This is a genomic window from Nitrospira sp. Nam80, from assembly GCF_965152575.1.
This window is the reverse complement of sequence record NZ_OZ224216.1, coordinates 4,327,354-4,340,474: the sequence shown is the minus strand read 5'-3', so window position 1 is coordinate 4,340,474 and position 13,121 is coordinate 4,327,354. Positions and strand designations below refer to the sequence as shown.

Below are 13,121 nucleotides of genomic sequence, written 5' to 3'. Positions count from 1 at the left end.
GCCTGGTGCAGTCCTCCGGGTCTTGGCTCAACAGCCCCCCAGGACTTCGTTCTTGCGCCGTATCGGATTGTTCCTCTACCTTTGTGTCCTTCCGCTGGTACCGGCGGCTCACGGCCTCGTGTGGGTCCCTCCCACGGCGGCGACTGAGTCCCGCTCATTCACCGACGACCTCACACGAACGGTTCTCGTGCCGGCTACGCCTTCACGCATCATTTCGCTTGCCCCCAGCATAACCGAAATGTTGTTTGCCATCGGGCTTGATCGCGAGATCGTGGCCGTGACGCCGTTTTGCGATTTTCCGGCGGCCGCCGCCGGACGACCCCAAATCGGATATGCCAACCCCAGTCTTGAGCAGATCGTCGCGCTGAATCCAGATCTGGTGATTGCGCCTGCCGATTTCCTGCACCCCGCGCTAGTCGGGAAGCTGGAGCAACTCAGGATCCCCACGCTCGTGCTGAGCGCGCGATCCCTGAAAGACATCGAGCAGCATCTCCGGCTCTTCGGCCTGGTCTTCAACCGGCCTTCGCAGGCGGAGGCAGTAGTCAATGCCATGCGGCAACGGATGGAGACGGCAAACGCGCGAGTCCGGAAGCTGAGGCCTGTCCGTGTGCTGTATGTGCTGAACAGCCGGCCCCTCATAACCGTGGGGCCCGGGAGCTATATTCATGAATTGCTCGAACGGGCCGGCGGTGTAAATATTGCCGCCTCTGCGGGGACGGCTTACCCGAGAATCGGCATGGACACGGTGGTGGTGGGTGACCCCGAGATCTTGCTGTTTCCTGCGGGAAAGACGGAATCGGTGCCGGTCGCCGATCGGGAAGCGTGGAAGCGGTGGACCGATATGACGGCGGTCCGAACCGGCCGGCTCCATACCGTTTCGTCCGATGTCATCAATCGTCCGGGCCCCCGTATCGTCGAAGCTTTGGAGGAATTGATCAGTATTGTTCATCCGGCGGCGGATCAATCGAGGCCCTCACGGTGAGCAACGAAAAGCCTTTACTGCAAGAACGAACAGCTCAATCCCATTGGAATGTGCCGCATGCGGCTCGTTCAGGGGGTGGATGTGAATCCGGTCGTCCCGCCATGCGGGCTCGACGCGTGTTGTTCTTCCTCGGCCTCTCTTCTGTCGCCGGACTTGCCGTATGCCTCCAATTCGGGGCGCAGCACATCCAGGCGACGGAAGTGGTGCAGGCGCTGCAGCGAGCCGCGGCGGAAGACGAGTGGACCGTTCGAACCATCGGCACAACCGGCGTCATTCTTTTTCAGGTCCGCCTGCCGCGCGTGTTCCTGGGTTTTCTGGTCGGAGCCAGTTTGGCGGGAGTCGGCGTGACATTGCAGGCTCTCATGCGAAATCCGCTGGCCGATCCCTATGTCTTGGGGGTCTCCAGCGGCGCGGCGCTTGGAACGTCCCTGGCCGTGCTGTTCGGCATCGGCACGTCCATGGTTGCCGTCACGACGCTTCCTCTCTGCGGATTCGTCGGAGGATTGCTGTCTCTCGGAATTGTCTATGGCCTAGCGGCCCATCGCGGTCACTTGTCGGTGCATAGCCTCTTGCTGGCAGGCGTGATCTTGAACGCGATCTTCAGCGCCTTGATCATGTTCCTCACGTCGATTATGGAACCGAATCGCTCGTTCGGCATGATGGCCTGGCTGATGGGCTCGCTTACAGGGGACGGAACTCACGGCTTGACGGCCGTGTCGCTGTACCTCATCGGAGGTTTACTGTTATTGATGCGGGAGAGCCGGGGGCTCAACATGATGGCGTTGGGTGAAGAAGTGGCCGGTACACTCGGGGTCTCCACAAGATCGGTGACGCGGCGGCTTTTTATCCTGACCGCTCTCATCACCGGCGCGGTGGTGTCACTCAGCGGCATGATCGGATTTGTCGGCATGGTCGTTCCCCACGCGGTCCGGCTTGTACTCGGCGCCGATAATCGGGTCTTGCTTCCCGCATCGATCTTGAGCGGCGGGCTCTTTCTCGTCATCGCCGATACGATCGCCCGGACCGCCTTGGCGCCGAGCGAGATCCCCGTCGGCATTGTCACCGCCTTGGCCGGAGGACCGTTTTTCATTTATCTCATGATGTCGTGCCATCGAGAACCAACGCGGTACGCATGATGGGCCGGCGCCGGGCGAAAAAGAGGACTGTGCGATGAGGACTAGGACGGCAGGATCGGATTTGGACGCTCGATCAACCCGGTCTAGGGGGGCGTTCGGCTTACGTTATGAGGTTCGATGGTGAAGGCGCCTCGTCTGGTTATCGCCGGTACTGCGAGCAGCGTCGGCAAAACTACGACCATGCTCGCTCTCTTGGCGGCGTTTGCGGCCAAGGGGCGGGTCGTGCAGGCATTCAAGGCGGGACCGGACTTCATTGATCCGGGCCACCATGCGGCCGTCACCGGACGACCATCCCGCAACCTGGACGGCTGGATGTTAGGGAAAGATGTGAACCGCGCCATCTTCAGTCGCGCCGCCTTGGGCGCGGATCTTTCCTTGATCGAAGGCATGATGGGACTGTTCGACGGCAGTTCCCCGATCAGCGATCTCGGCAGCACCGCGGAATTGGCCAAGCAGCTGGAGGCTCCCGTGCTGCTCGTCCTCGACGGCAGCGCCATGGCCCGATCGGCCGCGGCGATTGTCGAGGGATTCGTCCGGTTCGATCCCGAGCTCAACGTGGCAGCGGTTCTGTTCAATCGTGTCAATAGCGAGGGCCATTACCGGATCCTGGAGGCAGCCGTGGAACAGCGGATGGCCGTCCCCGTCGTCGGATATCTGCGGACCGATCCGACCGCCACTATTCCCGATCGCCATCTCGGCCTAGTCACGGCAATCGAACGAGGCAGAGCGGATCTCTACGCGCGCCTGGGGCAATCCGCAGCTGAGACGGTCGATCTGGATCGTCTCGAACAATTGGCCGGCTCGGCCAGGGAGTGGCTCTTCGCGCCGATCCAGCCGGCTCGACGGCATCACGGCCGGGGAATCAGAATCGGTCTGGCTCAGGACCAAGCCTTCTGTTTTTACTATCCCGACAATCTGGAATTGCTCCAATCGGCCGGAGGCGAACTGGCGCCATTTTCTCCGATACAGGACGAGACATTACCCGAGGTAGACATGTTGTATCTCGGCGGAGGGTATCCGGAGCTCCATGGAAGGGCCTTGGCGGGAAACCGCTCCATGCGGCAAGCGATCCGATCCTTCGCTGAAGCAGGCGGCGTAGTCTACGCTGAATGCGGCGGCATGATGTATCTTACGGGAGCGATCCGCGACCTCGACGGCGCTGCGCAAGAAATGGTCGGCGTATTTCCCGCCGAGGCCATCATGCGGAGAACCGGTCTCACGTTGGGCTATCGCACGGTCGAGGTGTCGAAATCCTGTCTTCTCGGTGAACGCGGGACTGTTGTGCGGGGACATGAATTTCATTATTCGAGCTTGAGCCACCAGGGACCGCTCGACTGTGCCTGTCTATTGAGGGACGCGAGAGGAGAACCTCTGGGACCTGACGGCCTTGTCACGAGAAAAACGCTGGCCCTCTATACCCACCTGCATTTCGCGAGTTGCCCGCAAGTGGCCGAAGCGCTGGTTGAATCCGCTCGCCGGAATGCGCCATCCGCCGTTCGCCCTATTACAGAATAAGGAGACTCATGAATGTGCACATGAACCAGAGATCCGGCGGGCCTCGCATATGAAGAGCACGATCCGGAACAACCATCGCCATTTCGTGCGCACCACCGGGACAGCGTTCCTTCGATATTGGGACCTCGTTCCGTTTCTCAGCATCCATCTGATGGGTTTGTGGGCATTTCACACCGGCATCCGGCCGGAATGGGTCATACTGGCTGTTGCCAGCTATTATGTGAGGATGTTCGGCATCACCGCCGGGTACCACCGCTATTTTTCACATCGATCGTACAAGACGAGCCGGCTGTTCCAGTTCTTCTTGGCCTTTCTCGCAATGACGTCGGCGCAGAAGGGCGTCTTATGGTGGGCCGCGCACCATAGACATCACCATCGATATTCGGATCAGGAACCGGATGTGCACTCTCCATCGCAAAAAGGATTCTGGTCCGCGCATGTCGGATGGATGTTATCCAAAGAATCGACCCGGACTGATTTCAAGCGGGTGAGGGATCTCTGCCGTTACCCGGAGCTGCGTTTCTTGAATCGGTACCATTACATCCCGCCGGTTCTTTACGCGTTGCTGATCTATATTTTCTGGGGCTTTCCCGGCCTCGTCTGGGGGTTCTTTATTTCCACGACCGCACTGTATCACTGCACCTTCTTCATCAATTCTCTGACGCACATGGTGGGGCGGGTCCGCTACAGGTCGAATGACCAGAGCCGGAACAGTTTTGTGCTCGCGATCCTCTGTTGTGGAGAAGGCTGGCACAACAATCATCATCACTATCAGTCGGCCGTCAACCAGGGATGGTTCTGGTGGGAGGTGGACCTGTCCTATTATGTCTTATCGGTGTTGTCTTGGGTCGGAATCGTATGGGATCTCAGGACGCCTCCGGCGCATATCAAGGCCAGGACCATGGCCGTCGAGAAGCGCCTTCAGACCGGCATGCATTCGAGCATATCAAGAAGTCTATGAAACATAGAGACATCATCGAACGATTGCTGGAGAAGGCGCAGGTGCGAATCAACGGCACCGGGCCCGGTGACATCTGCGTGCACAACGACGGTTTCTACAGCCGGGTGCTGTCTGAAGGATCGCTCGGCCTTGGCGAGTCCTATATGGACGGGTGGTGGGATTCGGAACAGCTGGATGAATTTTTCTTCAAGTTCCATACGGTGCAGCTTGACCAAGCCGTGGTCGATAAGTGGCTCATGTTCAACGCGCTGAAAGCCCGTCTCTTCAACATGCAGAACAAGCGACTCTCCATGAGAGTGGCGCATCGCCACTACGATCTGGACAACGATTTTTACGGCACGATGCTGGGACCGTCCATGCAGTACACCTGCGGCTATTGGAAGCGGGCACACAGTCTGGATGAAGCCCAGGAGCACAAGCTGGAACTGATCTGTCAAAAACTCCGGTTGTGCAAGGGCGAGCGCGTGCTGGAACTCGGGTGTGGATGGGGAGGCTTTGCTCACTATGCGGCCTCCAAGTACGGCTGCTCCGTGACGGCGTACAACATTTCCGAGCAGCAGGTTGCGTACGGACGCCGATGGTGTGCCGGTCTCCCTGTCGACATCATCCAGAAGGACTATCGGGAAGCGGCCGGAGACTTCGATAAAGTGGCGGCCATCGGCCTCTGCGAGCATGTGGGATTCAAGAATTATCGCACGCTGATGGACATCGCCCACCGGACATTGAAGCGGCACGGGCTCTTTCTCCTCCACACCATCGGCAATAATGCGTCGGTGACGACCGCCGATCCCTGGTTTGATAAATACATTTTTCCGGGGGGCATGCTGCCCTCGGTCGCGCAATTGAGCGCGGCGATGAACGGTCTCCTGGTAATGGAGGATTGGCATAATTTCGGGCCGGACTATGACAAGACTTTGATGGCCTGGCAGGAGAATGTCGATCGGCATCGGGACGAGCTGAAGGCGATGCATGACGAACGGTTTTATCGCGCATGGCGCTACTACCTGCTGTCGCTCGCCGGATCGTTCCGCGCCAGAAAGATCCACCTGTGGCAAATTGTCATGTCCAAACAGGGGGTGTTGGGCGGGTATGAGTCGGTCCGCTGAACCGTCATGATTTCCATCGACCAATATCTCGCCAAACGGGAGCAGGCGCTGGCGTCCCTTCGCGGAATGGCCGGGCTCCCGCCGCTGGCTCTTGCGAAAACGACATCGAACCTTTTCCGGCATCGTGAGCAGGAGCGCGTGCACCGCCTTGATGTGGGTCATTTCAATCAAGTCATCCGGGTGGACGAGAAGGAAGCCTGTGCGGAGGTCGAAGGTCTCACCACCTATGAAGATTTGGTCCGCGAAACGCTGCCCTTCAATCTGATGCCCGCGGTCGTCCCTCAGCTCAAATCAATTACCGTCGGCGGAGCCATCGCCGGCATCGGCATCGAATCCTCGTCGTTCAGGTATGGATTTGTCCACGAAACGATGCTGGAGCTCGAGGTCTTGCTCCCGGATGGAAACATCGTGGTGGCGACGAGGGAAAATCAATACAGCGATCTGTTCCTGGGATTTCCCAACTCGTACGGGACGCTGGGCTATGCGTTGAGAACCGTCGTGAAGCTCATTCCCATCAAGCGGTTCGTCAAGCTGTCGCACCATCGCTATTCAGATCTGGAACAGTATTTTCAAGGGATCGCGCGGTCGTGTGAGGCACGGTCCGTCGATTTCATCGATGGAACGATGTTTCACGAGAACGAGTTGTACATGACCACGGGAGAGTTCGTGGATCGCGCCGAATGGGTGAGCGATTACACCTATCAACAGATCTATTATCAATCGATCCCACGGAAACAGACGGACTATCTGACGACCCATGACTATCTCTGGCGTTGGGACACCGATTGGTTCTGGTGCTCCAAGCACTTTCTTCTGCAATATCCCGTCATGCGGCGCCTCTGGGGGAAAAACCGGCTCGGGTCGGCCGTGTACTGGAAATTATGGAAACGCTTTCATCGTTCACGAGTGGCGCAATTGATGGCCCGGATGATTGAGGGGCGGCAGGAAGCCGTCATTCAAGACGTGGAAATTCCGATTGAACGCGCGCCGGATTTTGCAAGGTTTCTCCATCGGAACATCGGTATCAGACCGGTCTGGGTGTGTCCCGTGAGGGCCTATGACCCGTCGGTCTCGTATTCGTTGTATTCCATGAATCCCAAACAGCTCTATGTCAATTTCGGATTCTGGGATGTGGTGAAGAGCAATCACGAAGAGGGATATTTCAACAAGGCCGTGGAAGCCAAGGTGCGGGAGTGCGGCGGCCGGAAGTCCCTTTATTCGAGCTCCTACTATTCACGAGAGGAATTCGGACGATTGTACAACGAACCAGCCTACCGCCGACTCAAGCTGAGATACGACTCAACCGGAAGGCTCAAGGACCTCTATGACAAATGTGTCCTGAAAAAGTGAAAGCAGGCGCGGACGCTGCGCAGCCGGCCGAACATCACTCACGCATGAAGCGTTTGAAGGCGTCGGTCGATCGCCGGATAGAGGCGGCGCAGGAGGAACGGGGCCTCCTGATCGTCTATATGGGCGCGGGGAAGGGCAAGACGACTGCCGCATTGGGAATGGCCTTGCGCTGCGTAGGCCATGGCATGAAGGTCGCCGTCGTGCAGTTCATCAAAGGGACAATCGACACAGCGGAGGAACGGGTCTTGAAGTCGTTCGGCGACGGGGTCGTCTTTCTGCGCATGGGGGAAGGTTATACCTGGGAAACGCAAGACCGCGAGCGGGATACGTTGTTCGCCCAGGCGGCATGGAAGAAAGCCGGCGAATTTCTTCGTGATCCGTCGTATGCGATGGTGATTCTCGATGAGCTCAACATTGCCTTGCAGCAGGGATACGTGGGCCTCGACGACGTGTTGCCGCTCTTGTCCCGGCGGCCGCCCATGCAGCATGCGGTCATTACCGGCCGCGGCGCGCCGCAGCAATTGATGGAGCAAGCGGACCTCGTCACCGAAATGAAACAGATCAAACATCCGTTCCGCAAAGGGATCAAAGCGCAGCCCGGCGTGGAGTTTTGAGCGCGATGAGAGGACCGGTGCCAAAGATCTGCGAAGCCTGCGGGCTGGCATTCAGTTGCGGAGGCTATGGCTGCTGGTGCGGGCGGGTCGCAATTACGGAACGACACATGGATTGGATCGCGGCGACGTTCCGGGACTGTCTCTGCCCCGCGTGCCTCCGGAAAGTCAGTCGCGAAGAACTGGGGCCGGCCACGAATATGGCTCATCGTCCCAGTGATCCGGGAAATCCGCAGGGCGGTGCTTCCGGTGTCTGATGCAGGGCGCATCGCTGGACGAAGGAAACCACGATCGGCCGGCCGGCGAACAGTGCCGGAGCGCCATGTGCGTCGAGCCGGCGTATCGGCCTTTTCCCTCAAGAGGAGCGGCCGGCAGCCATTCCCATTGATTCTCGTCTTGGGTGGCGCGGCCTCAGGAAAAAGTCAGGCTGCGCTGGAACTGGCCGGTGGAGCGACCCCGAAAGCCTTCGTGGCGACAGGGCAGGCCCTGGACCAGGAGATGGCTGAACGGATCCGGCGTCATCAAGCTTCGCGCTCGGCTGACTGGCATACCGCGGAAGTACCGATGGATCTTTCCGGATGGCTGCGAGGTCGGGGATCGAGCTATCGCACGATTGTCATTGATTGTTTGACCTTGTGGGTCAGTAATCTGCAAAACAATCGTGTGCCGGACACAGCAATCCCACAGCGAGTCGGCGAACTGCTTGATGCCATTCGTTCAACCTCCGCACGAGTTGTGCTGGTGAGTAACGAAGTCGGTCTGGGTTTGGTCCCGGTGAACCGGGCGGGGCGTCGCTTTCGAGACGTAGCGGGGAAGGTCCATCAACAGATTGCCACGAGCGCGGACGAGGTCCATTTCATTCTCGCGGGCCAGTCGCTGCGGGTGAAGTAATGAGGGAGTCGGATGACGATTGAGGACATCGCCGCTCGGATAGAGACGCCTGATCGCAGCCTGTGGGACAAGGCCCAAGAACGGCTCGACCGCCTGACGAAGCCGCAGGGAAGCCTGGGCCGGCTGGAAGAGCTGGCCGCCCGGTACGTGATGTTGACCGGCGACGTCAAACCCAATGTGCCGCGCGCGGCTGTTTTTACGTTCGCAGCGGACCACGGCATCGCGAAGGACGGGGTCAGCGCCTATCCTCAGGAAGTCACGGCGCAAATGGTGCTGAATTTTTTGCGTGGAGGCGCCGGAGTCAACGTGCTGGCGCAGCATGTGGGCGCGGAAGTGCGAGTGGTCGATATCGGAGTGGCCGGCGAGTTCCCTATGCTTCCCCGTTTGATCCGGCGCAAGATTGCGGCCGGCACCAATAACTTTCTCCATGAGCCGGCGATGACGACGGAGCAGGCGCGGCGCGCGGTAGAAACGGGGATTGGTTTGGCCATGGAGGCGGTGAGGGACGGAATCGGCATCCTGGGCACCGGGGACATGGGCATCGGCAATACCACGGCCAGTGCCGCCATCGCGGCCGTCTTGACCAGCGAGCCGGTGACCTCGGTCACGGGGAGGGGAACGGGCATCGATGAAGTGACGATGCGACATAAGATAGCCGTCATTGAACAGGCGTTGGCACGACATCGGCCCATTCCGCATGATGCCCTGGATGTGCTGGCCAAGGTCGGCGGCCTCGAGATTGCCGGCATCGCCGGTCTGATTTTGGGCGGGGCGGCGGCTCGCGTGCCGATCATACTCGATGGATTCATCTCCGGTGCGGCGGCTCTCATCGCCGTGGGCCTGGCTCCCGCTTGCCGAGAGTACGTGATTGCCTCGCATCGATCGGTCGAATGCGGGCATGAGGCGGTTCTGGCTCGGTTGGACCTGATGCCGCTGTTGGATCTGCAACTTCGCCTGGGCGAGGGGACGGGCGCCTGTCTTGGAATCAGCTTGCTGAAGGCCGCGATCAAAATATACGGACAGATGGCGACCTTCGATGAAGCCGGCGTTTCCAGCGCAGAACCGCGGGCTGGGCAATGCTGAATCAGTTTGTGGCGGCGTGGCAATTCCTGACGATCATTCCGGTGAGTCGCAGGCACCATGTCGTCGCGTCCGAGCAACTTGCCGCCTCCATGGCCTGGTTCCCGGCGGTTGGATTGGTAGTGGGCGGCATGCTTGCCGGCGCCATGTCACTCTTCGAGATCGCCTTGCCGCGAAGCGTGAGCGACGGATTGGCGGTTGTCCTTCTCATGATTGTGACACGCGGACTTCATCTGGATGGTCTCGCCGATACCATCGATGGGTGGGGAGGCGGGCGGACGCCGGAACAACGGTTGACGATCATGCGTGATCCCAGGATCGGCGCGATGGGAGCCATGGCCTTGATTGCAGCTTTGGGACTCCGTTACCTGGGACTGTCGGCGCTCCCGGATCACGGCCGCTGGCTGGCTGTCGCGAGCATGCCTCTCGTCGGTCGTTGGGCCATGGCGATCGGCGGATTGAGAATGCCCTATGCGAGGCCGGAGGGCGGGATGGCGCGACCATTCCTGGATCACCTCAAAACTCATCATGTCGTGATCGCGACCGCCTTTGCCGGACCGTGGCTGATTTGGTCCTTCGGCCTCACGGGAGGACTCAGCGTGTTGGCCATCTCCGGACTGGTCGCGAGAGGGATTGCGTTCTTTTCGCACCGTCTTTGCGGCGGCATCACCGGCGATGTCTTCGGTCTGATCAACGAGGTGACGGAGGTCGCATTTGTGATCGCGATGCCGGCGCTCATGAGTCGCCGATGACCGCGGTCTCCTTCCTGGGCGCCTGCGCCTTGGACTTTCTTTTCGGTGATCCTCGCATGATTCCTCATCCGGTACGAGCCATCGGCCGGCTGATCGAATCGGCGGAAAGGCGGTTTGCCGGTGCTTGGCCCACGCGACCCACGGCGGCCAAGATTATCGGCGCCATTGCGGCGATCGGTTTTCCCGCGGTGAGCGCGTTCCTTGTATGGAGCGCCATCAAGGCCGCCGATTTCATACGTGTCGGGTGGGTCGTTGAGCTATTGTTTGCGTTCTGGGCGCTTGCGGCACGAGATCTTGCCGATCACGCAGGGAACGTGAGAGAGGCGCTAAGCCATGGACGGATCGAGCAAGCGCGTGCGGCTGTCGGACAAATCGTGGGGCGGGACACGGCTTGTTTGCCGGAATCGGAGATCGTGCGTGCCACCGTCGAAACGGTGGCCGAAAGCAGTTGCGACGGCATCGTGGCGCCGATCTTTTTCCTCGCGATCGGAGGGGCTCCATTGGTTTGGGCTTACAAGACCGTGAATACGCTCGATTCGATGATCGGACACAAAGAAGCGCCCTATCGCGACATCGGTTGGGCGTCGGCTCGTCTGGATGATGTGATGAACTGGATTCCGGCACGCCTGACGGCCGCGTTGATCGTGGTCGCGGCCGGCATCCGGTTCGCTGATCGGCGCCGTCTTGCGGACGGTTGGCGGACGCTCCTTAAGGACGGGGGCAAGCATCCCAGCCCCAACAGCGGCCGGCCGGAAGCCGCGATGGCGGGAGCACTCGGCGTCCGGCTTGGTGGAAGCAACCGGTATGACGGGAGAATTGAATCTCGTCCCACAATAGGAACGGCTCGCGAACCGCTGGCTGTGGATCGGATCACGGAAGCCGTTACCCTCATGTGGATCGTCTCGGCCTTGTCCGCGGGACTCGCTTGTTGGGTTCTCTGGTGAAGAGCCTCGATGGGCATGGTGGGAACATCTATGGGGCCGCGCGAGAAGAGCACTGCCGGCCCACTGAGTGGCTTGATTTCAGCGCCAACATCAATCCATTGGGACCGCCTGGCGGTGTGCTGCGCGTCCTGCGCAATGGTCTCTGGGCGATCGGCCATTACCCCGATCCTGATGCGTACGAGGTCAGGAATAGCCTCAGCAAACAGATTGGTCTGTCGCCGGATTGGCTACTAGTCGGCAACGGTTCGGCGGAATTGATCCATCTGCTTCCGTTGAGCCTGGGAATCACAAAGGTTTTGGTCGTCGGACCGACCTTTTCTGAATATGACTCGGCTATCCACGGGGTAGGCGCGGTCTGCACTTCATGTCTTGCGGATCGACATGAGGACTATCGACCTCCGATCGACCGGGTCATCGCAAAACTGCAAAAGGAACGAACCATTGACGCGGTGTTCCTCTGTAATCCCAATAGCCCGACCGGTCAAGTCGTGACGAAGGCCGACCTGTTCCCATTGATCGATGTGCAGAACCGGCGCGGTGGTTGGATGATTATCGATGAAGCTTTCGGTGATTTTGCGCCGGACCATTCCATGCTCGAAGTCGTGTCTCAGTATCCTCGGCTCCTGATCCTCAGGAGTTGCACGAAGTTTTATGGCATTCCCGGCCTCCGATTAGGATACCTGGTTGGTCATCCCGCTGCGCTTAGGCAGGTGCACCAGCGGCAGGCTCCCTGGTCGGTCAATGCGTTAGCCCAGATTGCGGCAGTCGCCGCGCTCCAAGAATCTGGTTACGCAGCGAAGAGCCTCTCTTTCATCGAAAAGGAACGGAAATGGTTACAATCGACATTGCAGTCCATCACAGGCGTCCGGGTCTTCCCATCAGCCGCGAACTTTCTTTTGTTGGAACTGCCTTCAACGATAACAGCCGGCCATGTGACTAAACGGTTTCGTGAGACCGGCATCCTGATCCGCGATTGCTCCAACGTCCCGGGCTTGAACGAGCGGACGATCAGGATCGCGATCAAGCGACGAGGAGACAATGAACGGTTGTGCCGGGCATTGCAGACCATTCTTTATGGCTAACGACACACGCGCTTTGTCCGGGCAACGCTTCACGACCGGATTCTTCGTTAAGGACAACACGCTGGTGGTTGATTTGATGACCCGGCGGCGCGTGCTGTCGTCCTCGCCGCGCCTGGGCGGGTTGGTATCGGCACGATCCATCATCAATCACCAAGTGCCGGACAATTCCACCAGCGGTCATGATGTTTCAGGAAATGGCCGACGACATTGGGGGGATCCCGCCCGCTACCTGGGTTTGATCGCGCGGTCGCTTGCCGCGCCGGAGCCTTGCGTCGGCCTCATGACCGCGGTGTTGATGCGCCGGCTGATCGTCCTTCGGGAACAATCGAAGGACCTGTGGCTTGAAGGGTTTTTAACCGTCGGGATAACGAATGCGGTGCGAGCCGGAGATGCAGTGGCTCAGCAGCCGGCGGTTCCTGCAGGCACTATCAACATCATCCTGATCACCAATGCAGCCCTCTCGACATCCGCGATGGTGACGCTGGTGCAGGTTGCCACGGAGAGCAAGACGGCGGCGTTGCTCGCGCACGGCGTCAGAACCTGGACCGGGCAACCGGGGGCCACCGGCACGGGGACTGATGCGGTGGTCGTGGTCTCCGGTGATGGGCCGGCGACGAGATACGGCGGGACCCATACGCAAATCGGCGCGCTGGTCGGACGGCTGGTCATGACGGGGGTGACGCGGGGACTCAATATCTAACGGATGTCTGC

At 59.6% G+C, this 13,121-nt stretch carries 14 protein-coding genes; all 14 read left to right on the top strand.

The window, feature by feature from the left end:
• The first annotated feature begins 52 nt into the window (after nucleotides 1-52).
• The 14 genes from ACWGXE_RS20305 to ACWGXE_RS20240 all read left to right on the top strand — a co-directional run bounded on the left by ACWGXE_RS20305 (nucleotide 53) and on the right by ACWGXE_RS20240 (nucleotide 13,110).
• The gene (locus ACWGXE_RS20305; RefSeq protein ID WP_447599961.1) at nucleotides 53-982 is read left to right on the top strand and encodes an ABC transporter substrate-binding protein; all 930 of its coding nucleotides are present in this window, start codon (nucleotides 53-55) and stop codon (nucleotides 980-982) included.
• Nucleotides 983-1,083: 101 nt separating this feature from the next.
• Nucleotides 1,084-2,118 carry a FecCD family ABC transporter permease gene (locus tag ACWGXE_RS20300; RefSeq protein ID WP_447599960.1) on the top strand — a complete coding sequence of 345 codons (1,035 nt, stop codon included), beginning with the start codon at nucleotides 1,084-1,086 and terminating at the stop codon, nucleotides 2,116-2,118.
• A gap of 117 nt (nucleotides 2,119-2,235) precedes the next feature.
• Entirely contained in the window at nucleotides 2,236-3,633 is a 1,398-nt protein-coding gene (locus ACWGXE_RS20295; protein ID WP_447599959.1) for a cobyrinate a,c-diamide synthase, read from the top strand.
• A 49-nt stretch (nucleotides 3,634-3,682) separates the two neighbouring features.
• Complete coding sequence (locus ACWGXE_RS20290; RefSeq protein ID WP_447599958.1) at nucleotides 3,683-4,594, top strand: acyl-CoA desaturase; 912 nt, start codon at nucleotides 3,683-3,685, stop codon at nucleotides 4,592-4,594.
• Nucleotides 4,591-5,700, top strand: a complete 1,110-nt coding sequence (cfa, locus tag ACWGXE_RS20285; RefSeq protein ID WP_447599957.1) for a cyclopropane fatty acyl phospholipid synthase — start codon at nucleotides 4,591-4,593, stop codon at nucleotides 5,698-5,700. Before ACWGXE_RS20290 ends, cfa begins: the two co-directional genes overlap by 4 nt.
• A 6-nt stretch (nucleotides 5,701-5,706) precedes the next feature.
• Nucleotides 5,707-7,050, top strand: a complete 1,344-nt coding sequence (locus tag ACWGXE_RS20280) for an FAD-binding oxidoreductase (protein WP_447599956.1) — start codon at nucleotides 5,707-5,709, stop codon at nucleotides 7,048-7,050.
• Between the two features lie 44 nt (nucleotides 7,051-7,094).
• A complete protein-coding gene (gene cobO / locus ACWGXE_RS20275; protein ID WP_447599955.1) occupies nucleotides 7,095-7,664 on the top strand; it encodes a cob(I)yrinic acid a,c-diamide adenosyltransferase in 570 nt (189 codons plus the stop codon).
• Nucleotides 7,665-7,681: 17 nt separating this feature from the next.
• Nucleotides 7,682-7,918, top strand: a complete 237-nt coding sequence (locus ACWGXE_RS20270) for a cysteine-rich CWC family protein (protein ID WP_447599954.1) — start codon at nucleotides 7,682-7,684, stop codon at nucleotides 7,916-7,918.
• Nucleotides 7,919-7,985: 67 nt separating this feature from the next.
• The gene (gene cobU, locus ACWGXE_RS20265; protein WP_447599953.1) at nucleotides 7,986-8,552 is read left to right on the top strand and encodes a bifunctional adenosylcobinamide kinase/adenosylcobinamide-phosphate guanylyltransferase; all 567 of its coding nucleotides are present in this window, start codon (nucleotides 7,986-7,988) and stop codon (nucleotides 8,550-8,552) included.
• A gap of 12 nt (nucleotides 8,553-8,564) precedes the next feature.
• Complete coding sequence (gene cobT, locus ACWGXE_RS20260; protein WP_447599952.1) at nucleotides 8,565-9,635, top strand: nicotinate-nucleotide--dimethylbenzimidazole phosphoribosyltransferase; 1,071 nt, start codon at nucleotides 8,565-8,567, stop codon at nucleotides 9,633-9,635.
• The gene (gene cobS / locus ACWGXE_RS20255; RefSeq protein WP_447599951.1) at nucleotides 9,629-10,384 is read left to right on the top strand and encodes an adenosylcobinamide-GDP ribazoletransferase; all 756 of its coding nucleotides are present in this window, start codon (nucleotides 9,629-9,631) and stop codon (nucleotides 10,382-10,384) included. Before cobT ends, cobS begins: the two co-directional genes overlap by 7 nt.
• Complete coding sequence (gene cbiB / locus ACWGXE_RS20250) at nucleotides 10,381-11,328, top strand: adenosylcobinamide-phosphate synthase CbiB (protein WP_447599950.1); 948 nt, start codon at nucleotides 10,381-10,383, stop codon at nucleotides 11,326-11,328. Before cobS ends, cbiB begins: the two co-directional genes overlap by 4 nt.
• A complete protein-coding gene (gene cobD, locus ACWGXE_RS20245) occupies nucleotides 11,325-12,410 on the top strand; it encodes a threonine-phosphate decarboxylase CobD (protein ID WP_447599949.1) in 1,086 nt (361 codons plus the stop codon). Before cbiB ends, cobD begins: the two co-directional genes overlap by 4 nt.
• Nucleotides 12,403-13,110: an adenosylcobinamide amidohydrolase gene (locus tag ACWGXE_RS20240; protein WP_447599947.1), complete on the top strand. Its 708-nt coding sequence runs from the start codon at nucleotides 12,403-12,405 to the stop codon at nucleotides 13,108-13,110. The genes cobD and ACWGXE_RS20240 overlap by 8 nt, the downstream gene beginning before the upstream one ends.
• Nucleotides 13,111-13,121: the final 11 nt, after the last annotated feature.

Coding starts and splice junctions, on each gene's coding strand:
- ACWGXE_RS20300 (WP_447599960.1), top strand. CDS start 1,084: ATGCGGGCTCGACGCGTGTTGTTCTTCCTCGGCCTCTCTTCTGTCGCC.
- ACWGXE_RS20295 (WP_447599959.1), top strand. CDS start 2,236: ATGGTGAAGGCGCCTCGTCTGGTTATCGCCGGTACTGCGAGCAGCGTC.
- ACWGXE_RS20290 (WP_447599958.1), top strand. CDS start 3,683: ATGAAGAGCACGATCCGGAACAACCATCGCCATTTCGTGCGCACCACC.
- cfa (WP_447599957.1), top strand. CDS start 4,591: ATGAAACATAGAGACATCATCGAACGATTGCTGGAGAAGGCGCAGGTG.
- ACWGXE_RS20280 (WP_447599956.1), top strand. CDS start 5,707: ATGATTTCCATCGACCAATATCTCGCCAAACGGGAGCAGGCGCTGGCG.
- cobO (WP_447599955.1), top strand. CDS start 7,095: ATGAAGCGTTTGAAGGCGTCGGTCGATCGCCGGATAGAGGCGGCGCAG.
- cobT (WP_447599952.1), top strand. CDS start 8,565: ATGACGATTGAGGACATCGCCGCTCGGATAGAGACGCCTGATCGCAGC.
- cobS (WP_447599951.1), top strand. CDS start 9,629: ATGCTGAATCAGTTTGTGGCGGCGTGGCAATTCCTGACGATCATTCCG.
- cbiB (WP_447599950.1), top strand. CDS start 10,381: ATGACCGCGGTCTCCTTCCTGGGCGCCTGCGCCTTGGACTTTCTTTTC.
- ACWGXE_RS20240 (WP_447599947.1), top strand. CDS start 12,403: ATGGCTAACGACACACGCGCTTTGTCCGGGCAACGCTTCACGACCGGA.